Origin of the sequence: Arcticibacter tournemirensis (assembly GCF_006716645.1) — a bacterium.
Classification (GTDB): domain Bacteria; phylum Bacteroidota; class Bacteroidia; order Sphingobacteriales; family Sphingobacteriaceae; genus Arcticibacter; species Arcticibacter tournemirensis.
In genome coordinates this window covers 209,906-234,109 of record NZ_VFPL01000002.1, presented here as the reverse complement: position 1 = coordinate 234,109, position 24,204 = coordinate 209,906, and the positions used below count along the sequence as shown (strand labels likewise).

The following is a 24,204-nucleotide window of genomic DNA, read 5'->3' as shown; positions in this document are numbered from 1 at the left end:
GCATAAAATGGAAAGTCAATATAATAAGGAGGACGTGGAAGGCATATTGTCTCACTTTTTTATAAGAGGCAAAGTTGCGTCTATTACTCCTTTTGGTTCTGGCCATATCAATTCGACGTTTTACGTAAAAAACACAGACTCTAACGAGCCTGATTACCTGCTTCAAAAGATCAACCATAGCGTCTTTAAAGACGTACCGGGCTTAATCGGGAATATCTTACTTGTTACTTCACACTTAAAAGAAAAGCTGAAGGATGTACCGGGCGCTGATCCTGATAAAGAGGTTCTTACCCTTGTGGAAACCAAAAGTGGCGGTTTCTTTACAAAAGATGCGAATGGCAATTACTGGCGGGTTTATTATTTTATAAAAGACACCAAAAGTTATGATCAGGTAGAAACCCCGAAACAAGCGTTTGAAACAGGAAAGGCATTTGGCAGGTTTCAGAAATTGTTGTCGGATCTGGATGCAGAGCAACTTTGCCATACAATCCCTAACTTTCATAATATAGAAATGAGGTTGCAGCAACTCCATGATGCAATTGATGCCGATCCGAAAGGACGGGTGAAAGAGGTTGAGTTTATAATCGATTTTATCAATGAAAGGGCATGGCAAATGGGCGCTGTGCTTCGCGCAGGAAGGGAGGGGAAGTTGCCTTTGCGTATCATTCACTACGATACCAAGCTGAATAACGTCCTATTGAATAAAAATGACGAAGTGCAGTGTGTAATCGATCTCGACACGGTAATGCCGGGCTATGTGGCATATGACTTTGGAGATGCTATCCGGACAATCATTAACACATCTGCCGAAGATGAAAAGCAGCTTGATAAGATAAATCTAAATATTCCGCTCTTCAAGGCTTATACGGAAGGTTATTTTGCCGAAGCTTCGGGTTTTCTTACAGAAAATGAGATCGAATCCTTATCGCACGGCATGGTGCTGTTGCCCTACATGCAAACCGTTCGCTTTTTAACCGACTATATTCAGGGGGATACTTACTATAAAATTCATTTTCCCGGTCATAACCTTCAACGGTCCGTGGCGCAAATGCAGCTCCTCAATAGAATAGAAAACGAGTATGATGTGTTAAAGGGAATAATTAAGGATGTAGCATATTAATCATGCTAATTATAAACGTTGTATGAAATCGCTTTCAGTCCCCTTTGTTTCAGGTGCAGACAAGGATACACCGGTTGAGGAAGTCTCATTTATACTAAATGGCCTGGGCAGAAGTGCTATTGAAACCGTATCCTGGCCTGTCCATTCATATAAACCGGATACTTCCTTTGTTTTGGCTTACGCAACAGATTGCTTCTTTTTAAAGTACTATGTTAAAGAAGATGCGTTACAGGCTGCGGAGCATCATCTCAATGAACCGGTGTATAAAGATAGTTGCGTGGAGTTCTTTATCGCTTTTGGCAGAGATAGAGAATATTATAACCTCGAATTCAATTGCCTTGGGTCGTGTTTAATAGCGTATGGACCCGAACGTAACGGAAGAAAATCATTGCCGGGAAATTTAGCAGATAACATTCGGTCGGGGACATGGATCGGTTCGGGCAATACAGTGGATGGTATTTATTGGGAGTTAACATTAGTAATTCCGTTTGAGGTATTTATACATCACAAGGGTCTGACGCTAAACGAGATGGAATGTAGGGCTAATTTCTATAAATGCGGTGATGATCTGCCCGTTCCACACTTTCTATCCTGGAACAAAATAGATACAGAAGCTCCGGATTTTCATAGACCTGAGTTTTTCGGAAACCTGTATTTTGAATAATAAAGATAAAGCTTTGAGAAAATTGGAAAAGCTCTAAATTTGGCTTTAGCAATCAGTTTGTGACAATGAAGTATTTTTATCGTTTCTTTATTCTTTCCAGCATCATCTTGTTGTTTCAACCGGCTTTAGCAGCCCGTGTTGATACCGTTGAGACTTTCAGCACAGCGATGAATAAAAAAATTAAGGCTGTAATGATTTTTCCTGAAGACTATTCAGTTGGAAAGGAGTTTCCGGTAGTTTACCTTTTGCATGGTCACGGTAACGATTACAGAGCTTGGTCGAAGGTTCCATTCCTTACTGAAGCTGCCGATAAGTATCACATGATCTTAGTATGTCCGGACGGGGGCTATTCAAGCTGGTATTTTGACAGTCCAGAGAACTCAAAATGGAAGTATGAAACGTATGTTTCGGATGAACTTGTGAAATGGGTAGATAAGAATTATAAGACCAGGAAAAGCAGAGAAGGCAGGGCCATTACGGGCTTAAGCATGGGCGGACATGGTGCTTTGTATCTCGCGTTCAGACATCAGGATGTTTTTGGTGCTGCGGGCAGTATGAGCGGCGGTGTCGACTTTCGTCCCTTTCCGAATAATTGGGACATAGCCGCCAGGCTGGGAAGATATTCGGAATATCCCGAAAGGTGGGAACAGAACACAGTGATCAATATGCTACATCTCTTAACGCCGGGTTCCCTCTCGCTGATAATAGATTGTGGCACAGAAGACTTTTTCTACAAAGTCAATGAGAATCTCCATAGCAAGTTGATTGATAGAAATATTCCTCACGATTATATTACCAGGCAAGGGGCGCACAACTGGAGCTATTGGAATAATTCTGTAAAGTATCAGCTCCTTTTCATGAACGAGTTTTTTTCAAGAAAGTAACCCTTTCTGTCCGGATCTTTTCGTCTACTGAAGCCTTAAGAAGATTGGGGCTCCGGAAAAAGTTGTTTAATTTTAATGATCTATCAAACAAGCTCGAACGTAAAATTGTTATTTGTCTGCTTTAGCATCTCTTCAGACAAGTATCAGCAGAAATCCCGAACATAAGTTTTGGGTTTCGTTATTTTGGGATGCTGGCAGCAAATTAATAAATGTAATACTATGGGGCAGATATTTACAATTGATTTAGCTGGATCAAGCTTTCATTTTCAGTTAATTAAACTTCAGCAGGTTGATCGTATCGTCGAATCACAAATATTGCTGCAGGGAACAACTGTTACTCTTTGCAAGGGGGATAAAGGCGATTGGATGCAGAAGGAAAATTCAAACCCAATTGTAAAGGAGCTGGTACAGGCTATAGGGAACTCTATTTCTCTTCGCTACCGTATTTGACATCCCTGGTCCCAGGTTGAAGACATTCCCGAGAAGGATGTTTTTTTAATTAATGACGACGGCGGCACGTCTTTGTGCCGTTTTAAATAGTTTTGAATGCTTAGCGCTCTTTTAAAAGATCAAACCAGGCAACCGCATCAGTCGCTCGAGAAATTGCTGATAGGAAGACTCAAGGATATTAGAAGTAAAGCAGATTATGGGTCTGTTTTACGACTTTTTTACGGATTTATAGCTCCTCTTGAACGTAAGATATCAAGAATAAACATAGAAAGCATTTTATCCGATTGCTTTGAGAGGAGGAAAGCTTTATCGCTTTTAAACGACATGGAGGTATTGCAGTCAGGTACTTATGAGCTGGAGCAATGTTACCTCCTCCCGGATATTAGAAACACCTCGGATGCATTAGGCGCACTCTATGTACTCGAAGGGTCTACTTTAGGGGGGCAGTTGATTAGCAAGATGATAAAGGGAAGGCTTGAAGTGCCGGATACTACACTTACTTATTTTAACAGTTACGGCGATAATACTCCTGTTATGTGGAGCAGGTTCAGACAAGTTTTAGATAACACTCCCGCAGTTGATCATAAAGAGGTTATAAAGAGTGCAACCGACACATTTGAAACATTTAAAAACTGGATTGCCAGGCATGAACAAAAAGAACTTTGATTCTGATTTTTGCGGAAGTTTACCTCTGCATCAGATCAATATGATACAGTCCTACGGATATCTGCTCGTTTTGGAGCGTGAAGATTTAAAGATAATCCAGGCCAGCGAAAATGCTAACGAAATATTAGGATTGGCAGTTCAGCAACTTGTGCGAACCTCGTTCAGAGATTATATAACGAAGGAAGAGGCTGACAATCTTTATTTTAAGTTTCAAACAGATATTATTGAAAAAGTGCCCTTGCCGTTGACAATAAAAACGGAGGGGTATACGGGGCGCTTTGTTGCGATAGCTCATGTCAAAAACGGATATCTTATTTTAGAGATAGAGAAAGCGGGAGAGGAGAATTCATTTTTGAATGTATTTCAGGAGCTGAAGTATGTGATGGCTGAGATTAACCGCAGCGAATCTGCTTCCCAGGCTAGTTCAGTTGTAGTACATCAGTTGAAAAAGCTTTCGGGCTTTGACAGGATATTGATGTACAAATTTGATGAAGACTGGAACGGAACCGTAATAGCCGAAGTAAAAGAAGACGACATGGACGCTTATCTGGGACTGAAATTTCCGGCCTCAGATGTTCCCAGGCAAGCCAGGAATTTGTATCTTAAAAATCCTTATCGTCTCATTCCTTCACGTGATTATACTCCAGTGAAGCTCTATCCTGTCATAAATCCTGTTTCACAGGCATTTATTGATCTTTCAGACTGTAATCTACGTGCGGTTGCGGGTGTACATCTTGAGTACATGAAGAATATGAAGATCAGTGCTTCAATGTCAATCAGGGTTATCAGGAACGATAAGTTGTGGGGTTTGATTTCCTGCCATCACCGCAGTCCAAAATACCTCAGTTACGAAGTGTGCTCTGTATTTGAGCTGCTGTCGTCTGTTATTTCCAATAAAATAGCATCTATAGAGAACAAAGAATTTTTCCAGTATACAAGCGCTCTTCAGGAAAAGAAAAGCAGGCTCATTGGGAATACATACTCTTATTTGAATTTAAGCGAAGGGTTACTGAACCAGGATATAAATGTTGCGGATCTTTTCAATGCCAAAGGTGCGGTGCTGACATTTAAGGGAACAACATCGCGTATAGGAGATGTCCCGGATGAAGAGGATCTGAAAAACTTAATTTACTGGCTTCAGAGTAAAGGTGATGAAGAAGTGTATAGCAGCAGGAACTTGCCGGGCGAATACGAACAGGCAGCGAGCTACCAGGAGAAAGTCAGCGGTATACTATCCATTCCGATAGATGCTGAGAAAGGGGAATATCTTATTGTATTCAGGCCTGAAGTGATCACAACTGTAACCTGGGGCGGAAACCCCGAAGAAGCTGTTCGTTTCGAGGCCGACAGGCAAAAGTACCATCCCAGAAATTCATTTTCGGCCTGGCAGGAGATTGTTAGCCAGACTTCATTGCCATGGACAGAACAAGAACTGGAGGTTGCAGAAAGTTTAAGAAGTTTTATATTTGAGTTTACTACTAAACACCTGAAAAATTGAGTACAAGGGGATGGAAGAAAACCGGGCAATAAGTCTGTTAAAGAGGACGGGAGCCGCGCAGAAACATTACGTCGTGGCTATCGGAGCGTCTGCTGGTGGATTAGAAGCGATCCACGAGTTTTTCGACAATATGCCCGAAAACGCCAGTCTCTCGTTTATCATCATTCAGCATCTTTCTCCGGATTATAAAAGTTTGTTAGTTGAGCTTTTATCTAAGCACACGCATATGAAAGTTTTTGAAGCGGAAAATGAAATTACCGTCCAGAAGCAGTGCGTCTATGTTATTCCGAACAATAAATTAATGACTATCAGGCATGGGAAACTTCTCCTTGAGAATAAGGCTATCGAGAAAGCTCCTAATATTGCTATTGATAATTTTCTCTATTCGCTGGCGAAAGATAAAAGAGATAAGGCCATTGCTGTTATATTATCGGGTACCGGCAGCGATGGAACAAAGGGTATTGAAGCAGTGAAGGCCTGTGGCGGTTTAGTGATTGTCCAGGATCCGCTGACGGCGAAATTCGATGGAATGTTAAACAGCGCAATCACTTCGGGAAACGCTGATTTTATTCTTCCTCCCGAGATGATGCCCGAAGAGATCTACAACTATATAAAAGAAACACCTGTACATCCGCTTCAAAAGGGATCGGTAGACGATCGTCTTCTGGACGAGGTGTTTTCTCTGATATACCAGGTAAAGGGGTATGATTTTCAATACTATAAAACGCCTACAATAATCAGGCGTATCGGAAAGAGGATGGGGCAACGGGATGTTAATAAGCTGGATGAATATGTTAATTATCTCCGGAAAGATAAGGAAGAAGTGATCCGCTTAAGCAAGGACTTTTTAATTGGAGTGACCCGTTTCTTTAGAGATGAGCCGGCTTTTGAATGCCTTTATTCAGAAGTGCTGCCTGCCCTGATCAATAATAAAGCTGATGGCGACACTCTGAAAGTTTGGATATGTGCCTGCAGTACCGGCGAGGAAGCATATTCCCTGGCTATTCTTATAGACCAGTATCTTACTCAATATAACCGAAAGTTAGATGTTAAAGTTTTTGCGACAGATATTGATGAAAGCAGCATTGAGTTCGCGGGACGGAATATTTATCCTTTGGTGATAGAGAAGGACGTGCAGAAGGATATACTGAGAACTTACTTTGTAGAAGAGGATAAAGGCTATTCTGTAATTCCACGTATACGCAAGCAAATTGTGTTTGCGAAGCATAATGTTATTAAAGATCCTCCATTCATTAATAACGATCTTGTAAGCTGCCGCAACATGCTAATTTATATGAATAGCATATTGCAGCATAAGGTATTGTCGACTTTGCATTTTTCAGTGAGGCTGGGGGGCTATCTCTTTCTTGGATCCAGCGAGACTGTCTCATCAATAAGAGAAGGACTAGATGAAATTAATAGTAAATGGAAGATCTACCGAAAGACAGCAAAGGTAAAAGCAGCCGCCAGCGAGTTTTATCATAATCTGGATGGCGGTGGGGGCGGGGTGTCACGAAGGCTCCCTCCATTACCCCAGCGCGAGGACAAAAAGAAAGCCAGTGACCTTGCTGACGAGTTTGCAAGATCAATGATCGACGATTTTGGGTATGTATGCTTTTATATTGATAACAACTATGAAATAAAAGAGGCTGTTGGAAACTTCAACCGGTTTCTAACGCTGCCGGAGAAGAAACTTAATCTGAACATTTTAAAGATGGTTTCTCCCGAACTATCCGTAGCATTGAATACGGCGGTACGTAAATGCTGGAAAGATGAGCAGAAAGTTTTTCTCAAAAGCGTTAGAATTAAGGGCAAGGACTCCGATTTTTTTGTCAGTATTTCGGTAAAGCCTCCCCGGTATATGGAGGGTAAACCATATACGATCATTGTTCTTGGAGAAAATAATTACAGCCATTCTCAGAACAGGGAAGACGTACAGATATTACCAGCTGGTGATCATAACGAATATGTCGCCGAACTTGAAGAGGAGCTTAATGAAACGCGGGCCAATCTTCAGATAGCCATTGAAGGGCTTGAGACAACCAACGAGGAACTGCAGTCGAGTAATGAAGAGCTTCTGTCTGCAAATGAAGAGCTGCAATCAGGTAATGAAGAACTCCAGTCGCTTAACGAGGAACTACATACCTTAAACGCTGAACATCAGCTTAAGATAAAAGAACTAATAGAGCTTAACGACGACCTGAATAATTATTTTCGCAGCACCGATATCGGGCAGGTTTTCCTGGATGCCGATCAGCGCATACGTAAATTTAACTCCGCGGCGGTTAAAATAATAAATCTTATAGATTCAGATATTGGCCGCCCCATATCCCATATTTCGACGAATATTCGTTATGAGAATCTCTTGTCTGATATAAAATATGTCCTCAGTACAGAACACACAATAGAGAGGGAGATCCTGCTTAATAACGATAATCTTTGCCTCGTTAAGATTTTTCCCTATATCCGGCAAGACAGGCGCATTGACGGAGCAATCATAACCTTTGTTGATATTTCGACCATTTCTAAGCTTAATAATATCATAAGTGGTGTTTTTAATTCCAGCCTCAGCGCCATAATGGTATTTAAGGCAGATCGCGATACCAAGGGGCAGATCGATGATTTTACGCTTGTAACCTGTAATAATCAGGCGGAAAAGCTGTTCCAGTCCTCTGCTTTTCAGGGAAAGCGTTTAAGTAGTATTCCATTGATTGTTCAAAATGGATACTTCGGAAAGTATCAGCAGGTTGTAGAAGAGGACGTGCCGCTGCATGCCGAGATTCCCTCTGTGGAAGATAGCCATAAGTGGTATGAAGCTGTGGCCGTAAAAATGATGGACGGTTTTGTAGTTACATTCACCGACATTTCGGAAAAGAAGGCAGCCGACCAAAAGCTTCGGAAAAATTATAATGAGTTAATATCTGCGCGTGAGAAACTAAAGAACTTGAATGTTCTCCTTGAAGATAAGGTTGCAGAACGGACCCGTGAACTATCGGAAAGTGAAGAGCGCTTTCGGTTGGTTTCTAAAGCCACCAACGATGCAATATGGGACTGGAACCTGGTAAATAATTCATTGTGGTGGAGCGATAGCTTTTATTCTCTCTTCGGATATGAAGAGACTACGGGAGGAATTGGTTTTTGGTTTGACCACATTCATCCCGACGATAGGAAAGTGGTTGAGGATGGAATTTATCAGGTAATAAACAGTGGTGAGAAGCAATGGAGTAAGGAATATCGCTTTCTAAGGTCGGATGGACAGTATGCGATTGTACTTGACAGGGGATTTGTATTGCATGACGAATACGGAACGCCTCATCGTATGCTGGGATCGATGGTTGATGTCACCCAGCAGCGCGAAGCTGAATTGAAGGAGTACCAGGCCCTGCTGGAAATACGCAAGAGCGAAGAGCGATTTAAATTTCTCGCCAATGCCATGCCCCAGAAAGTTTGGACCGCTACTTCTGATGGAATAGCAGATTACTTTAACGAGGGCTGGCTGGAGTATAGTGGTAAATCGTTCGGGGATCAGCAGGAATGGAATTGGGAAGAGGTGGTGCATCCGGAAGACTGGCCTGAAAACCGCAGGTTATGGGCTAAATCGGTGGAAACTGGTGCCGATTTTGAAATGGAGCGTCGCCTGCGAAGGCGCGACGGAGAATACAGGTGGCATCTTAGCAGGGCCATAGCCCTCAGAGACGAGTCAGGCAGCATCAAAATGTGGGTAGGCACCAGTACAGATATCCACGAACAAAAAACGGTATCTGAGGCCCTTCGTGCCAGTGAGGACTATTTTAGACAACTGGCGGATGAATCGCCGTTTATGATTTGGAGAGTTGATAATCTGGGCCGCTGTAATTATGTGAACAGGCAGTGGGTCAGCTTTACGGGCTTGAGTTTTAACGACAGTTTGAAGTTTGGCTGGAAGGATGCCGTTCATCCGGACGAGTCGGAGCGTGAGTACAAGAAATTTAAAAATGCCTTTCAGCAAAGGATGAGATATCAATCCAAATTCAGGCTTAAAAGTATAACGGGCGAATACCGGTGGGTGCTTGCAGAAAGCAACCCAATAGCAGGTAAAGAATTCGGAGGGTATGTGGGCAGTTTAACAGATATAACAGATCAGGAACTTGCCCAACAGGCCACAAAGCTCTTGTTGCAAAAGAAAGATGAATTTATGAGTATTGCTAGTCACGAGCTTAAAACACCGATTACCAGTATGAAAGCATCGCTGCAAATTGCTGAACGACTCGCGTCAAAAAATGGCGGCGCTACACAGATTCAGTCGTTTATTGAGAAGGCAAATAAACAGGTAAACAAACTTACATCCCTGGTAGACGATTTATTGGATGTTACAAAAATACAGAGTGGAAAGCTCCAGTTTCATAATGCCATCTTCAATATTGGTGAAGTAATACAAGACTGTCTCGATCAGATCAACAATATCAATATAAAGCATACTGTCATCCTGGAGGGTAACACGGATATCCTCATAAAGGCCGACAAGCATCGTTTGGAACAGGTAATCATTAATTTTCTATCCAACGCAATAAAGTATTCACCCGACGCCGACACGATAATACTGAAAGTAGATAGGACAGATGAACTGCTGAAAGTCTCTGTTACCGATTTCGGAATAGGTATTCCTGATGACAAAAAGGATCTGGTTTTTGATCGGTTTTTTAGGGTTCAGGAGTCCTCTCAAAAGTTTTCAGGACTCGGATTGGGTTTATTTATTTCAGCTGAGATAATTCGCAGACACGGAGGCAAAGTAGGCGTGTTCTCGCGCGAGGGAGAGGGGTCAACATTTTGGTTTTCAATGCCTTTGGAGTATCAGCCATCTCCGGGAGACTATGCTCTCTGAGCGCTTCGGCTATAAAGCAATAAGTTAATTATATTAATAATTAACTTATTGCACAATTAATAGATTTGTTATAGCTTTAGCTCGATGAAGCGTATAATGATTTTTGACGACGACGCGGATATTCTCGACATTTTAAACTATCTGCTAAGTGAGAAAGGATGGGATGTACATACGCGTACTAATTGCACCGATATAATTTCTATCATTGAACAATGCCGCCCGGACGTAATTTTAATGGATAACTGGATACCCGATACAGGGGGAATTGTTGCCACCCGGACTCTAAAAACACATGAGGAATTCAAAGATATACCTGTTATCTATTTTTCTGCAAACAACGATATTAAGAAGTTGGCTGAAGAAGCCGGCGCCGATGCCTGGTTAGCGAAGCCTTTTGAACTCGACGAACTTGAAAAGATGCTATCGGAGTTTTAGCGACGTCAGCGGTTGAGAGTTGAAGGTTGTGAGCTGCAGGCTTAAGAAAACCAATCGCATTCAACTCACAACCTGTTACAGGGAACTATTTCAGTTGAAATACTACCCTCATCTGGTAGTTTAATTTTATCTTTTTAAAGTCTATTTCCGGAGAAGAAGCGTCTGCAGATTCCATTTGCGTTTTTAGCATCGTATTGGCCCTGTACATAGGCTGCGGATAATACTCATTGTTGATTTCCTGTATTTCAAGTGCATCACCAACCTCATCGTCAACAGCTTTTGCGAGGTAAGTCGCTTTATCTTTTGCTGCCTGCAGAGCTTTAATCTTCAGGTCTTTCTTAAGCGACTCAATCTTTGAATAATCGTAACTCTCGATATTCGTGTATTGAACAGCTTTCTGATCAAGAGCCTCCATAATCTGGTTAAACTTATTCAGATCGGTTAACTTTATCCTGTATTGTTTTGATATGAGGAAGTCCGGTGACTTCTTCTTTTGCCAGGTAGCGTATCCCGAAATATTGTTCACTGTGAAGTTTTCTTTCGGCACGCCGGCATTAGTGACAGCAGTAAGAAGCTGGCGTTCATGATCCTCAATATCCGTTTTCTTTTTATTACTGTTGTCTTTGAAATATTCTTTAAGGGAGATTCCAACATATATAATGTCGGGTGTTACTTCAGCCTCTGCAGAACCGTTTACTTCCAGTTTTCTGCGGGTGTCAAAGGTAGATTGTGAGAATGCATTAGTTGCAAGTGCGCTAAATAGAGCGACGATCAGATACTTTTTCATATTTCTGTATTTTGTGTGTGTACTAGATAGATGTTCATTCATATTAAATTCCACACGGGCATTAAAAATTATGTTCAGAAGCAATACGAAAATTTATGCCGGAATGTAACATCAGGCAATGATTACAACAACGAATGGCTTGAAAAGTATTCTTTTACAGATTGCAGGAGACGGCTTATTCTTCTATTACCTCGCTATGAGGGTAGCTTTCTTCCTTTTTCTCTTCTTTAAAGTAGCGTTTTTGAAAAACGAGTATAGCAATAACCCCTACAGATATTGCTGCGTCTGCAATGTTGAATACCGGACGAAAGAAGATAAAATCCTCCCCTGACCATATAGGGAACCACTGAGGGAAGTTGCCCTGAATGAGGGGGAAATAAAACATATCTACTACTTTTCCATGGAACAAGCTTGAATAGCCTCCTTCAGGGGGTAATAACTTGGCTGGCTGGAAATAAGAGCTCTCACTAAACAAAAGGCCGTAAAAAGTGGAATCAATGATATTGCCTAATGCACCCGCAAAGATTAAGGCGACATTCAATATTAATCCGCGGTGGTATTTATGTTTAACGAGGTGTACTACGCCGTAACCTATAGCACACACTGCCGTAATTCTGAACAGCGTAAGGATTAATTTACCGGCTTCTCCTCCAAACTCCATCCCGAAAGCCATTCCATTGTTTTCGGTGAAATGTATAATGAACCAGTCACCGATGATACGGTATTCCTGGCCAAGGCTCATGTTTAATTTTATCCAGAACTTTAGAACCTGGTCTGCAAATAAGACCAGGATTACAGCCAGAAAAGGCTTGGTATAAGCTTTCATCAATACTGCTTCATTTTAGCTTCCATGCTTAGCGTAGTGTGCGGCACGGCACGCAGGCGCTCTTTAGGTATAAGTTTACCTGTTTCCCTGCACACGCCATAAGTCTTATTTTCAATGCGAACGAGGGCTGCTTCAAGATTCTCAATGAACTTCTTCTGCCTGGCAGCCAGCTGATTTATCTGCTCTTTTTCCAATGTTGCAGATCCGTCTTCAAGGGTCTTATACGTTCCTGCTGTATCATCCGTACCGTTCAGGTTAGGGTTGCTTAAGGACTGTGCAAGCGATCCGAGTTCTTCTTTTGCTACACGCATCTTCTCAAGAATTATCTCTTTGAACTCTTGTAATTCTGCATCCGAATACCTTGTTTTTCCGTTATTTTCCATATTAAGTCTTTGTAATAGATATTAATAATTCCTTTTCTTCAATTTCAACTTTTTCACCTGTTTGAAGGCCGGATCCAAATTCAAAAGAGTCAGCCAGAATTTCGGCGCAAATATATGATAAATTATTCTTCACTGCTTCTTCGAAATAAGGGTCCGGAGATACAATAACATTAATCTTATCTGTTACCTCCAATCCAATTTCTTTTCTCAGGTTCTGAATTCTGTTAACAAGCTCCCTTGAAATGCCCTCCTGCTTTAGTTCAGTAGTTAGCGTAACATCTAAGGCGACTGTTAGTTTTCCAATATTTGCTACCTGCCATCCGGGGACGTCCTCGGCAATGATTTCAGCATCTTCAACCGGAATGGTCAGGGTAAAGTCGTCCCTTAGGAACTCTATGGTTCCTTTAGCCTCAAAATCAGCAAGTTCTTCCTGACTAAGAGATGTAATAAAAGAGGCGACGTCCTTCATGTATTTCCCAGCTTTAGGGCCGAGGGCCTTGAAGTTTGGTTTTACTTTTTTAGTGATAATACCCGAAGTGTCGTGAATAAATTCTATATCCTTGATATTCGTTTCAGAAAGTATGAGCTCTTTTACACGTTCAACTTTTTCTCTGAAGGTATTATCGAGTACAGGGAGAAGTATTTTATTCAAAGGCTGGCGTACATTAATGCCAACTTTTTTCCTCAACGACAGTACCAGTGAAGAGATGTCCTGAGCAAGGGCCATTCTTTCTTCAAGGCCTGTGTCGACCAGGCTATCATGATATTCAGGAAAGTCTGTAAGATGGACGGACTCTGCGCTATCTTTCCCTGTAATAGTGTTCAGATCAAGAAACAATCTTTCGCTAAAGAAGGGTGCAATAGGCGACATCAAGCGAGCTATGGTATCTAAACAAGTATAAAGTGTTTGGTAAGCCGATATTTTGTCTTCTGTATAATCGCCTTTCCAAAAACGGCGACGGCATAGTCGTACATACCAGTTACTTAAATGCTCGTCCACAAAGTCCTGAATAGCTCTTGCGGCTCTGGTAGGCTCGAAATCGCCATAATAACCATCCACCTCTTTCGATAATGTATTAAGCAACGAGATAATCCATCGGTCTATCTCAGGCCTTTCTGAAATTGCAATCTCTTCTTCACTGTAGTTGAAGCCATCTATGTTGGCATACAGGGCAAAGAAAGCATAAGTGTTATAAAGTGTGCCGAAGAATTTACGGCGTACTTCATCAAGGCCTTCAATATTAAACTTAAGGTTATCCCATGGTGAAGCATTGCTGATCATATACCAGCGAGTAGCGTCAGCGCCGTATTTTCCTATTGTTTCAAAAGGATCAACAGCGTTACCAAGTCGTTTAGACATTTTGTTGCCGTTCCTGTCAAGAACCAGTCCGTTTGACACTACGTTTTTAAATGCCACTGAATCTTTAAGCATTACCGCTATTGCATGCAGAGTAAAGAACCAGCCGCGGGTTTGATCAACCCCTTCAGCTATAAAGTCGGCGGGATAAGCATTCTCAAAGTTCTCCTTGTTTTCAAAAGGATAATGCCACTGGGCGTAAGGCATTGCTCCTGAATCAAACCAGACGTCGATCAGGTCGGGCTCACGATACATTTTCCTGCCATCAGAAGAAACCAGGATAATATCGTCAACATAAGGACGGTGCAGGTCGAAAGAAGAATGATCAAACGAGTCAGCTATTTTAGTGATCTTGTCGTTTTCTTCGGCATTGAGCACACCCGAATTTAAAGCTTCAGTGAGTTTGCCTCTCAATTCTTCTACTGAGCCAATGCATACTTCTTCTGCGCCATCTTCTGTTCGCCAGATTGGTAAAGGGGTGCCCCAATACCGTGAGCGGGAGAGATTCCAGTCAACAAGGTTTTCCAGCCAGTTACCAAAGCGTCCGGTACCGGTAGCCTCGGGCTTCCAGTTAATGGTTTTATTAAGTTCTACAAGCCTGTCCTTTACGGCTGTGGTACGGATAAACCAGCTGTCAAGCGGATAATAGAGTACCGGCTTGTCAGTTCTCCAGCAATGAGGATAGCTATGCTCATATTTTTTTACGTCGAACGCCTTATTGTCTTCCTTTAACTTGATGGCTATTAGAACATCAGTAGGCTTAAAGTCAGGCTGATTGCGCACTTCATCAGGATAATACTCTTCTTTTACAAAGCGGCCTGCAAAGTCGGTAACTTCATCTGTAAAGCGTCCCTGACGGTCAACCAGGGGATATTCGTTGCCTTTATCATCGGTAGCTAACACTGAAGGAATGTTGTTTTCCCTCGCTGCCCTGAAGTCATCAGCTCCAAAAATAGAAGCGATGTGCACAATTCCGGTACCATCATCTGTAGTCACAAAATCACCCAGTATAATCCTGAATGCATCTTTTTCGAGTTTCTCGTTCGATACATAGGGCATAAGCTGATGATAACGCAGGCCTATCAGATCACTGCCTTTAAATTCTCCTGCAAGCTCCCATGGGATAACCTTATCGCCTCCTTTGTAATCCCGAAAAGAAGCAGTCTGTCCTTCTGGTTTAAAATGCTTTGATACCAGTTCTTTCGCCAGAATCACACTTACCGGCGAATAAGTATATGGATTGAATGTCCGGATCTTTACATAAGAAACATCTTTCCCTACAGCAAGCGCGCAGTTAGACGGCAACGTCCAGGGAGTAGTAGTCCATGCAAGCACAACTGTATCTTCCGCTTCGTTCTGAAAAAGAACAGGCGTAAGCGGATGCACCTGATCATGTTTGAGGTGAAACTGGGCTACAATAGACGTATCCTTTATGTTACGGTACGTTCCCGGCATATTCAGCTCATGTGAGCTCAGTCCGGTGCCTGCAGCAGGGGAAAAAGGCTGAACGGTATAACCTTTATAGAGAAAGTTTTTATTATAAAGCTCCTTAAGTATCCACCACAGGGTCTCTATATATTCATTTTTATACGTGATGTAAGGGTTTTCAAGATCAACCCAGTAGCCCATTTTTTCAGTAAGGTCATTCCATACATCGGTGTATTTCATTACTTCTTTCCTGCAGGCTGAATTATATTCCTCGACAGTTATTTTTTTGCCGATATCTTCTTTTGTTATCCCTAATGTTTTTTCAACAGCAAGCTCAATGGGAAGTCCGTGTGTATCCCAACCTCCTTTACGCTCTACTCTAAAGCCTTTAAGTGTTTTATAACGGCAAAATATATCTTTGATGCTGCGGGCCATTACGTGATGAATGCCCGGCATTCCATTAGCTGAAGGGGGACCTTCGTAAAAAGTATATGGTTTTGAAGCAGGGCGGTTCGAAATGCTTTTTTCAAATATCTGACGGTCTTTCCAGTATTCAAGGATTTCTTTTCCTGTTTCCGATAAATTAAGTTGTTTATATTCTTTGTACATCAGTGCTTTATCTCCAAAAAATGAGGGTGCAATTTACTAAAATACGCCGAAATAAGCAGGAAGTATGAGAAAAACATGGGCAATTGTCCCCGCCATATACGATTTTGAAAGCAAGGTTTACCAGAGAATGACACTGAGAAGCAGACAATATCCTCTGCGATACTGTCTGCTTCTCTATACATTAAATACTCACAACATTATTTAATCCTATTGTCTGCATGAATAAAGACCTTTGGCACTAGTGGCACATCCTTTGTCAGAGATTCACTATGAATAAGTATCTTAAAAGAGGTCTTCTGCTAATCGTTCCGGGTATAGGGTTTAATATTCTTGGTTACGCGATAAAACAAAATGAATGGGGGCCGTACGGCTGGGCGATGATATTGGGTACAATACTTTTTGGTGCCGGCTTCCTGTTTGTTTTCTATAGTCTCGTGAGGAAAGTTGAATATAAAGGCCTTGTGGAGGAGCGTGCCGCAGAGGCAGAGAAAAAGGAGCAGAGAAAAGCAGAAAGAAAGGCGTTACGCAGGAACAGAGAAAGGAAACTACAAGTTAATAATATGACATAACGCTTGTACCTGTTTTCTTCATAGCTACCAAAGGATGAAAAAATTCTTTTACGGTTTCCAATATGCATGGCAAGGGATCCGGTATGCTTTCAAAACGCAAATCAACTTCAGGTTTCATTCTCTCGCTGCAATTTTCGCAGTTTCCATGGGTTTCTATTTTAAAATACAAACGTATGAATGGCTATGGATTCTAGCGGTTATCGCAATGGTGTTTATAAGCGAACTTTTTAATACCGCCCTTGAAGTTTTGGTAGATCTGGTTTCTCCGGACTATCATGTAAAGGCGGGTGTAATAAAAGATTTAAGCTCCGGAGCAGTATTATTTACTGCTTTTTTTGCCTTTGTAACAGGCTTGCTTATCTTTATTCCGAAAATCTTCTGATGCTTCATAAAACCCGGGGAATTGTTTTAAAGACTACCGACTATTCGGAAAGCAGTGTGATAGTGCAGGTATTTACCGAGAAGTTCGGCATGCAGTCATATCTTATCAGCGGAGTAAAAAAATCTAAAGGGAGAATACGCATGAATATGCTGCAACCCCTGCATTTGCTGGATATGATCGTCTATCACAAGCCTTCTGGCAACATTCAGAGAATTTCAGAACTAAGGAACGATCCGGTTTTCGAGAGCATTCCTTATGATGTTGTGAAGAGCTCGCTTGCTATCTTTTTGAATGAAGTTCTTTATCGAAGTATACGGCAGCATTCTGCAGATGAAAGGCTGTTTGAATTTTTAAGTCAAAGCATTGAAGTGCTCGATCATCTCACTAAAGGTCTTGCAAATTACCATCTATGGTTTTTATTAAAGTTAACCAGGTACCTGGGGTTTTATCCTCAAAGCAGGTCATCATCGGGATCTCTATATTTTGACCTTAAAAACGGGGTGTTTACAAAGGAGCTGCCGTTGCACCTTCATTTTATACAGGGGAGTCTGGTTAATCATTTTGTAAATCTGTTATCCTGTAACACTGAAACTCTGGAGCAAGTGAAGCTGAGCTCTTTAGAAAGGAAGGAGCTCCTGACTAAAATGTTAGAATACTATCATTTACACATCGACAGCCTGGGTGAAATCAGGTCGCATCTTGTTTTAGAAGAGGTGCTCAGTTAAGCATCATGCTACCTTACTAGCCATCACCCTCTCAATCACCAGTTCGAGTTCGTTTAGATCGAACGGTTTCTCAAGATAGGTATCCGCTCCGGCCTGTGCAGCTAAAGATTGGATATCATTATTGGCAGAGAAGTATATTACCGGAATCGTCCTGAGGTCTCTTTCACTTTTAAGTGTTTGGGTGGCAATAACGCCTCCTGAATCGGGTATCCAATTATCCATGAGTATTACATCCGGTTGAATACCCCGTACAAATTCAGAAATATTGTTGCAATGCGGGGAAGTATGAACATCCCATCCCTGTTCTTCAAGGATATAACTACAAATAGATAGTATATCGACGTCATCGTCGAATATGAGTATGCGTTTTGACATGCCTTCAGCTCCCTTTTATATAATTACGTCTATTCCGATAGTTCCGGATAGCATATAGCTTATGGATCTTAACCCCGTTTATCTGGAAATGTTTCACCGACTGCGAATATTTTTAAACACAAAACTCATGCTTTTAGGTAGTTGAAAAAAAAGTAAAAAAGATTTGCTTAGTGTTATTATTACACTTACCTTTGCGGCAGAAATTATAAGGAATTTCTTTCTGCATAATTTAGGTTTATAATTGGTTAGTTTGAGCTCCTGCCCATCAGGAGCTTATTTTTTTAACGTCCTTTCTGGCTTTTCTTTTTACTTAATCCGAATTTGTTTTATTTCTTCACGTCCGAAAAATACCGGGAAGTACATCATTTCTACTTTTGCAGGATTGAGGGTATAGGTTCCGGTGTAGCGGGGGACCAGCTTTATGCTATAGCTATATCGTCCTGCTTTTAGCTTATTGCAAAAGATACTCACTTTATTTTTGAAATACTCCCTGTGCACTTCGCTTCCTGTGTATGAATAGGACTGTTCTTTGCTTTCGTAGGAACAACCGGCAGGTATGGGTATCTCAATCATTACATAGTCTGCGTCAGCCCGGGCAATTACGTCAGCTTTAAGTACAACGGGTTGTCCGCCCTTCAGCTCGTTCAGTTTGTTTTCGTCTTTTTCAAACGAAGTATTTACAGTAAAGTCCTTGTTTGTTTTTGCCGGCGAAGAGTTAAAAAACTGCTGATAAGCTGTTAGGTAAACCGGAAATTCCCCCTTCTTCTCAATAGTTAATTTCGCGTTGTTATCGAGCATCGCTGTATACGGAAAACGTGTAACTGTTTCATTCCTTTCCCCTGAAAGTATAAGAGAAGCTGGTTCTGGCGTCTTTCCGTCTTTAAGAATGTCAGGAAGAATGGTCTCAAGGATCAAAGACGATTCGTAAGTGTTCCGCCATTGCCCGTCTTTTCGTTGCTCGAGGAAGTAGTTCCTTATTTTGCTTAAAAGCGCAGTGTGCTTTCCGTCTTCGCGGAGGATCCGGTAAGCCAGGATACTAAGTTGTATGGAGTTGTCGAAGAAAAGATATCGCTGCTCGCCCCAGTAAGCATTCCCAAACATAGTATAACGTATTGTTTTAAGAAGGCTATCAGTTAAAACCGGTAGTCCGGCCCTTTGTCTGGTTCGCATAAGTTTCATCTTTTCATACGCCGTTATTTTCTGTTTAGGTGAAAGCGATCTCTCGTAGTCTTTTATCAACGATTTAAAATCAGCTTTCGCATTCAATGTGCTCAGCAGTTCTATAGCTGTCAATTTGTTTTGCCCCTTCAAAAAGCTTACTTCATATATCAGGTAGTCTATCAGTTTCTGCTTGTCAATCTGGGTTCTATAACCCATTGCGTCGGCCTCGAGCAAGGCTTCGGCAGCATGCAAACTGATCCATAACTCCGCACTTGTATCCTTCCACCATCCCCATGTACCTTCTTTCCTCCTGTTTTCAAGTAGTTTCTTAATCAGTTCATTGATGTCTTTTTCATGTTTGAAAGGCTCCTTCAGATAAGCTCTTATCTTTTTCTCAGCCAGAAGTCCCTTGAGTTTAGACGCAATTTGTTCATTACAGAGATATTCATACTTCCGTAGCCGGTTAGTTTCTTCCAGTAGCACGGGCAGGAGAGAGGCTTCTGCCCGGAGAGTGACCTTCCCAAGTTTCGGATCAAAGCGTAGCGATATGGAGGTGTCTTTTTCAAGGGTTTCAAAAACGCCCTTTGTTTCCAGTACTCCTCTCTCATATAAGGGAATTGACCGCCTTTCTCCGTCGAAATATCCGGTCGGTCGTTTAATGGAATATTCAAAATGCAGGCTGTCTTTCCCTTCTGCCTGAATCCTGAAAGTGTCTATTTTTGAATTCGTAATTCTAAAAGTATCTTCTTTCATGAGCTTTCCGTTGAAGCTGAAACTGCGGTTCAGACTGATGGTATCGGTAGTATAGTTCATGATCTTGCCAACCGGTTCAAACGTATCTCCGCGGACTGCAAACAATGGCGATGTAAAGCTGGCACTAATAGATTTGTAAGATTTGATCTGCCCTTCAGCATAGCCGCTTTGCTTATTGCCACTCATTCCTATAAAGAAGGTACGCCAGTTGGTAATATCATCAGGAAAGGTAACGGTAAAGCTGGCCTTGCCTTGTTCGTCAGTTCTTAACCGCGGCTGCCAGAAGGCGTAATCCGCGAAGTTTCTCCGGAAAATTGGTTGCTGTTCTGGCTGTGCTTCTCCTGCTCCAGCTTTCCCCACCTTCTTTTTTGTGCTTATTAGAATTACGCCATTTGCCCCCCGGGAACCATACAGTGCTGTAGCGGCTTCATTTTTCAATATATTCATTTCTCCAATCAGAGAAGGATCCAGGCTTGCCATGTTTCCTGCATATGGAACACCGTCAACAATAATCAACGGGCTTCCTGAAGCGGAGGAAGCGACGCCACGGATCTGCACGCCCTCCAGTCTGTCATACATAACAGAAACAGCACCAGTTACTGCTGTTTTCTTTTGTGCGCCATAACCCACGACCACCACTTCATCAAGTGAAAGATGGCTCTCTGACAGGTAAACATCGGCGGTACCTCCATTTTGTATGCTTACTTCTTTTGTTTCATAACCTATAAGCATTATCTGAAGCTTGCCCGACGAGGGAACCTTGATGGAAAAGCGGCCGGACATATCTGTAGTTGTCCCGGCAGAAGTTCCTTTTACTTTAACAGTAACTCCAGGAATGGGAGTTTTATCTTTTTTGTCGTATACTGCTCCGCTCATCAACCCTGTAAATGTCCCTGTATCCAGATATTTTTCGTTAAATACCTCTTTTATCAATTGCGAGGACTCGTCCTCTTGGTTACTACCATTTAATCTGCTCTTGTTTTCAATGACCTTTGCAATATTAAAGCTCACAGCATCTGCCGGCAGAATATCGGGTTTTCCGGTGCTGTAGTAATTTGTTCCGTTAGCTCTGATCCGGACGTTATCCTGGAGAATGTATTTATTCCCTTTCAGAAGGTAGAAGACCCTGTAAATACCCGGACTATAATTCTGAAGGTCCGTTGTATTTCCGGGAAAGATTTTCATAAAATCAGGATCACCTTTTTTATAAACAATAATGTTTTTTACAAAAGGGACTTTTCCTGTATTCAGGGTATCTACCTTGATAATTAGTCTTCCTGTACCCCTTCCAGATAAGTACTCATTTCTGAACAGGCGGGTGGTATGGCTTCTGAGATCAAGATAATATTGCCATAGCGTATCCACCTCCCCGCCGGTAAGCGCGTACTGCGTATAATCATTACCATTGGATGTATTGTTATCCAGGTACAAACTGAAAGGATATTTTTCATCCAGCGACTTCTGTTTCAGCAGGCCGGGTTGAAACTCGAATGAGTACCCTGGTTCCGGATTGAAATACACCGGCTGGGAGTCCTTTCGTGTAAACCGCACTGCAAGGCCATTATACGGGCCGGTTAGTACTGCATCGCTATGGGGCCTGATGCCATAGTTATCCGAACTTTCGGTATTCAGAAGGAAAATACTGTTGCTCTGCTCTATTGTGGCGAAACGGTCTCCAAAATTATTAACCACGCTGATGAGGTATTTATTAATCAGAGTAGCCTCGTATGAACTTAAAACTTTCGCTTGTTTTACAAATTTGGCAGAGGTGTTGTTCTGCATATCGCCATTTAAGGAGAGAATAAGTTTTTCGCCCTTCGTAACAATGACGCTGTCCAGGGTAATCATCATGTTTTTGGTCCTGAAGCGAACTTTATGAGACCCGGGCTCTACTCTGAATGAATAACGCTGGAGATGTGTCGTTTGGCTGAAATAGACGGGCTTTTCATCAATGTACAGGATATGCACAGGAAGGATATCGCCGTCTTTTACAACAAACGGTGCGATCTGAGTGATGCTATCGGGTGCGGGCTCCCCGATTCGGTAAATAGCTGATGGATGAGTGAATTTATAGTGCTCTATGCTGTCAAGGCCCATTTCTTTACTCCATCGCTGCCAGTTCAATTTAAGTTCGCCACTTTCCTGGAGCTTTCCAATAGTAACCGGATTGGAAAGTGTTCTGTATGGATAGACTCTGCCGAGGTAGGGTATAAAGGGGACGGTGGCGTTTTGAAATTTACGGGTAAACGAGTAACCAGTAATGTCGGCTCCCGCGACGGGTTTCCCTGAAGCATCTTTCACGTCGACTTCAATATTTATCTGTTGGCCGGGATAAACGGTAAGGGGCTGGCTGGTTTGAATACTCAGCAGTTTATCCTGGTAAGGGACCTGTATCTCCTGTTGTGCCGGTTCTCCGCCCCAGAGGAAGTTGAGCAGAACCGAGACATTTTTTTTCTCTTTAAAAGGATGGGCATAATTAAGATTATTGGTTTTACCCTGTAGTACGATTTTCTTTCCTGAAAAAACGGTGTACCAGAAATTTAATTTTCGCGGATTAGAAACCTTAATAAAGAGCGAGTCGGCATTGCGATAGCCTGACGCTGATAGTTCGGCGGGGAAACTTCGTACGCTAAACGCCTTCGTGTACGAATCAACGCTTACGGAATAAACGTCAGCGCCCTGACCAAGCAGTTCGCGGGCCGGTAACTGTATTTTTTTAACCAATAGGGTGTCGTTATTTGCATTGCAAACAGCGAGCATGGCGGTCGTCCGAATCTCTTTGCCTCCGATACGATAGTTTATTTTCAAAGTATCACCGTCCAGTTTCGCATCAATCTCTTTGCTTTCAGACTTGAACGACAGATATTTGAGGTCATTCAGTCTTTCGTTATTTGCATTCAGGAAAACCGCGTCAGCTGTAAAGTCCAGATCTGCTTTTGGGAATATAGAATCGGGAATTACCAGTTTTGTTTCTCCTGTTGCGTCCAATTGCATTTGATGCTGCCACAAGGTATCCGGGATAAACACAGTGTTTTCTTTGTAATTCCTACTGTTCCGGCTCATTAGCGTCAGCTCAATCCTTCCATCAGCAACGTTCAGGTCATTTTCATCTGTCGCTTTAAAATATAGCGAGATAGGGCTTCCCGGAGAATGGCCGGTTTTATCAGCTCGCATAGCGAAGCGGTTGGTCTTTAACTCGTAATCCTCGTAATGGAAGTTGCTTGCCTGAAAGACTGTGCGTTTCATTAAATACTCCCGGTCCTCAAGGTCACCGTCGTATTCATCAAGGTCGTATTTCGCGCTCTCAAGGGTTTCGAGACTGACTGTATAATCATCGTCCAGATCGAGATCCAGGCTATCGGTTAGTTTGAATTCATATTCAAAGCCTCCCGGACGATAGGCGTTTACATAGCCAATGATCTTTCCGTTATCCCATGGGTCGTCTTTTAATCTCACAAGAAGCTTCGGATATCTTATAGGCTTTTTCGACTTTTTGTCGAGAATAAAAGCCTTCAGCTTAACTGTATCGCCGGGCCGGTAAACAGGCTTGTTGAAAACAAGGAACCCCGGATTGACTGGCGGAGTATAGTAATAGGGTCTGCCTTTTTGTTTTTTCCGGAAGGGCTTTTTTACAAAATTCCATAACCGGGAGAATAAACCAGGTTTTTTATAGGAATAACGGTATTCCGGTTTTGAGGTGAGGCTGTAATAGTTGCTTATCCCCTGATGCTTAATTTGGAGAAGCTGGTTTTTCCGGGGTCTCCGTGTATGGTACAGTTGTCTTTCGGGATCAAAAGGGATCTTACGTCCTTCAAGATAAACCTGGGCATCTTCAACTTTTTCGCCATTAACGCTGCTCAGCACAAACTGCAGGTCATGCCTGTTTTCAAGTATCTTCAAATATGCTGATCGCCGTTGCAGAAGTTTATACTGAAGTTTGTTTTTTAATGCGTGTACTTCAAGATAATTACCTGGCTGCAGGTGAAGGGGCCGGGGCTTATCTGTGAGGAACGAGTCGAGGGGATGACCGGCGATCTCATTGGTCAAGATCTTTTTGGAATAAAACCGCTTGACGGTCTCGTCGTCCAAACGATAAATATAAGTGTAATAGCTGCTCTGTCTGCTGTTTGTAAGCGGCTTTTGAGCGTGCGTCGACGAGATAAGGATAATCAGATTCAGGATAAGTAAAAGGTGTTTCATCTGAATGTTTATAACCGGATGTTTTGTTGCAAGTTATTCCATAATTTCGAATTAAAAAAGCAAATTTGAGA

17 protein-coding genes are annotated in these 24,204 nt (G+C 42.2%); 11 read left to right on the top strand and 6 right to left on the bottom strand.

Translation table 11 applies throughout. From position 1 onward, the window contains the following. Positions 1-7: 7 nt before the first annotated feature. The 8 genes from BDE36_RS22525 to BDE36_RS22490 all read left to right on the top strand — a co-directional run bounded on the left by BDE36_RS22525 (position 8) and on the right by BDE36_RS22490 (position 10,578). On the top strand, positions 8-1,120 hold the full coding sequence (locus BDE36_RS22525; protein ID WP_141816782.1) for a phosphotransferase enzyme family protein: 1,113 nt from the start codon (positions 8-10) through the stop codon (positions 1,118-1,120). 22 nt (positions 1,121-1,142) lie between these two features. After that, positions 1,143-1,784 (top strand): carbohydrate-binding family 9-like protein, encoded by a 642-nt coding sequence (locus tag BDE36_RS22520; RefSeq protein WP_141816781.1) that lies wholly within the window; start codon positions 1,143-1,145, stop codon positions 1,782-1,784. A gap of 65 nt (positions 1,785-1,849) precedes the next feature. After that, the gene (locus BDE36_RS22515; protein WP_141816780.1) at positions 1,850-2,668 is read left to right on the top strand and encodes an alpha/beta hydrolase; all 819 of its coding nucleotides are present in this window, start codon (positions 1,850-1,852) and stop codon (positions 2,666-2,668) included. A 219-nt stretch (positions 2,669-2,887) separates the two neighbouring features. After that, positions 2,888-3,118: a hypothetical protein gene (locus tag BDE36_RS22510; RefSeq protein WP_128770998.1), complete on the top strand. Its 231-nt coding sequence runs from the start codon at positions 2,888-2,890 to the stop codon at positions 3,116-3,118. 96 nt (positions 3,119-3,214) lie between these two features. Then, positions 3,215-3,784, top strand: coding sequence for a biliverdin-producing heme oxygenase (locus BDE36_RS22505; protein ID WP_128770999.1), 570 nt, complete (start codon positions 3,215-3,217; stop codon positions 3,782-3,784). Then, positions 3,765-5,282, top strand: a complete 1,518-nt coding sequence (locus tag BDE36_RS22500; RefSeq protein ID WP_141816779.1) for a GAF domain-containing protein — start codon at positions 3,765-3,767, stop codon at positions 5,280-5,282. Before BDE36_RS22505 ends, BDE36_RS22500 begins: the two co-directional genes overlap by 20 nt. A 10-nt stretch (positions 5,283-5,292) precedes the next feature. Beyond that, positions 5,293-10,143: a chemotaxis protein CheB gene (locus BDE36_RS22495; protein ID WP_141816778.1), complete on the top strand. Its 4,851-nt coding sequence runs from the start codon at positions 5,293-5,295 to the stop codon at positions 10,141-10,143. 84 nt (positions 10,144-10,227) lie between these two features. Continuing rightward, positions 10,228-10,578, top strand: coding sequence for a response regulator (locus tag BDE36_RS22490; protein ID WP_128771002.1), 351 nt, complete (start codon positions 10,228-10,230; stop codon positions 10,576-10,578). An 85-nt stretch (positions 10,579-10,663) separates the two neighbouring features. On the opposite strand, the gene BDE36_RS22485 is transcribed toward BDE36_RS22490, so the two are convergent. From BDE36_RS22485 to ileS, 4 genes are all read right to left on the bottom strand, one after another. After that, the gene (locus BDE36_RS22485) at positions 10,664-11,365 is read right to left on the bottom strand and encodes an SIMPL domain-containing protein (protein ID WP_141816777.1); all 702 of its coding nucleotides are present in this window, start codon (positions 11,363-11,365) and stop codon (positions 10,664-10,666) included. 175 nt (positions 11,366-11,540) lie between these two features. Next, on the bottom strand, positions 11,541-12,191 hold the full coding sequence (locus BDE36_RS22480; protein ID WP_128771004.1) for a lipoprotein signal peptidase: 651 nt from the start codon (positions 12,189-12,191) through the stop codon (positions 11,541-11,543). After that, positions 12,191-12,574 (bottom strand): TraR/DksA family transcriptional regulator, encoded by a 384-nt coding sequence (locus tag BDE36_RS22475; RefSeq protein WP_128771005.1) that lies wholly within the window; start codon positions 12,572-12,574, stop codon positions 12,191-12,193. The genes BDE36_RS22480 and BDE36_RS22475 overlap by 1 nt, the downstream gene beginning before the upstream one ends. 1 nt (position 12,575) lies before the next feature. Next, positions 12,576-15,968, bottom strand: coding sequence for an isoleucine--tRNA ligase (ileS, locus tag BDE36_RS22470; RefSeq protein ID WP_141816776.1), 3,393 nt, complete (start codon positions 15,966-15,968; stop codon positions 12,576-12,578). Positions 15,969-16,237: 269 nt separating this feature from the next. Here ileS and BDE36_RS22465 point away from each other — a divergent pair, with 269 nt between their 5' ends. The 3 genes from BDE36_RS22465 to recO are packed head-to-tail and all read left to right on the top strand — an operon-like array spanning position 16,238 to position 17,644. Continuing rightward, a complete protein-coding gene (locus BDE36_RS22465; protein ID WP_141816775.1) occupies positions 16,238-16,537 on the top strand; it encodes a signal peptidase in 300 nt (99 codons plus the stop codon). A 34-nt stretch (positions 16,538-16,571) separates the two neighbouring features. Further along, positions 16,572-16,919, top strand: a complete 348-nt coding sequence (locus BDE36_RS22460) for a diacylglycerol kinase family protein (protein WP_141816774.1) — start codon at positions 16,572-16,574, stop codon at positions 16,917-16,919. Further along, positions 16,919-17,644 (top strand): DNA repair protein RecO, encoded by a 726-nt coding sequence (recO, locus tag BDE36_RS22455; RefSeq protein ID WP_141816773.1) that lies wholly within the window; start codon positions 16,919-16,921, stop codon positions 17,642-17,644. Before BDE36_RS22460 ends, recO begins: the two co-directional genes overlap by 1 nt. A gap of 3 nt (positions 17,645-17,647) precedes the next feature. On the opposite strand, the gene BDE36_RS22450 is transcribed toward recO, so the two are convergent. Both BDE36_RS22450 and BDE36_RS22445 read right to left on the bottom strand, forming a co-directional pair. Then, positions 17,648-18,019 (bottom strand): response regulator, encoded by a 372-nt coding sequence (locus BDE36_RS22450; RefSeq protein ID WP_128771010.1) that lies wholly within the window; start codon positions 18,017-18,019, stop codon positions 17,648-17,650. 306 nt (positions 18,020-18,325) lie between these two features. After that, the gene (locus BDE36_RS22445; RefSeq protein WP_141816772.1) at positions 18,326-24,133 is read right to left on the bottom strand and encodes a carboxypeptidase-like regulatory domain-containing protein; all 5,808 of its coding nucleotides are present in this window, start codon (positions 24,131-24,133) and stop codon (positions 18,326-18,328) included. Positions 24,134-24,204: the final 71 nt, after the last annotated feature.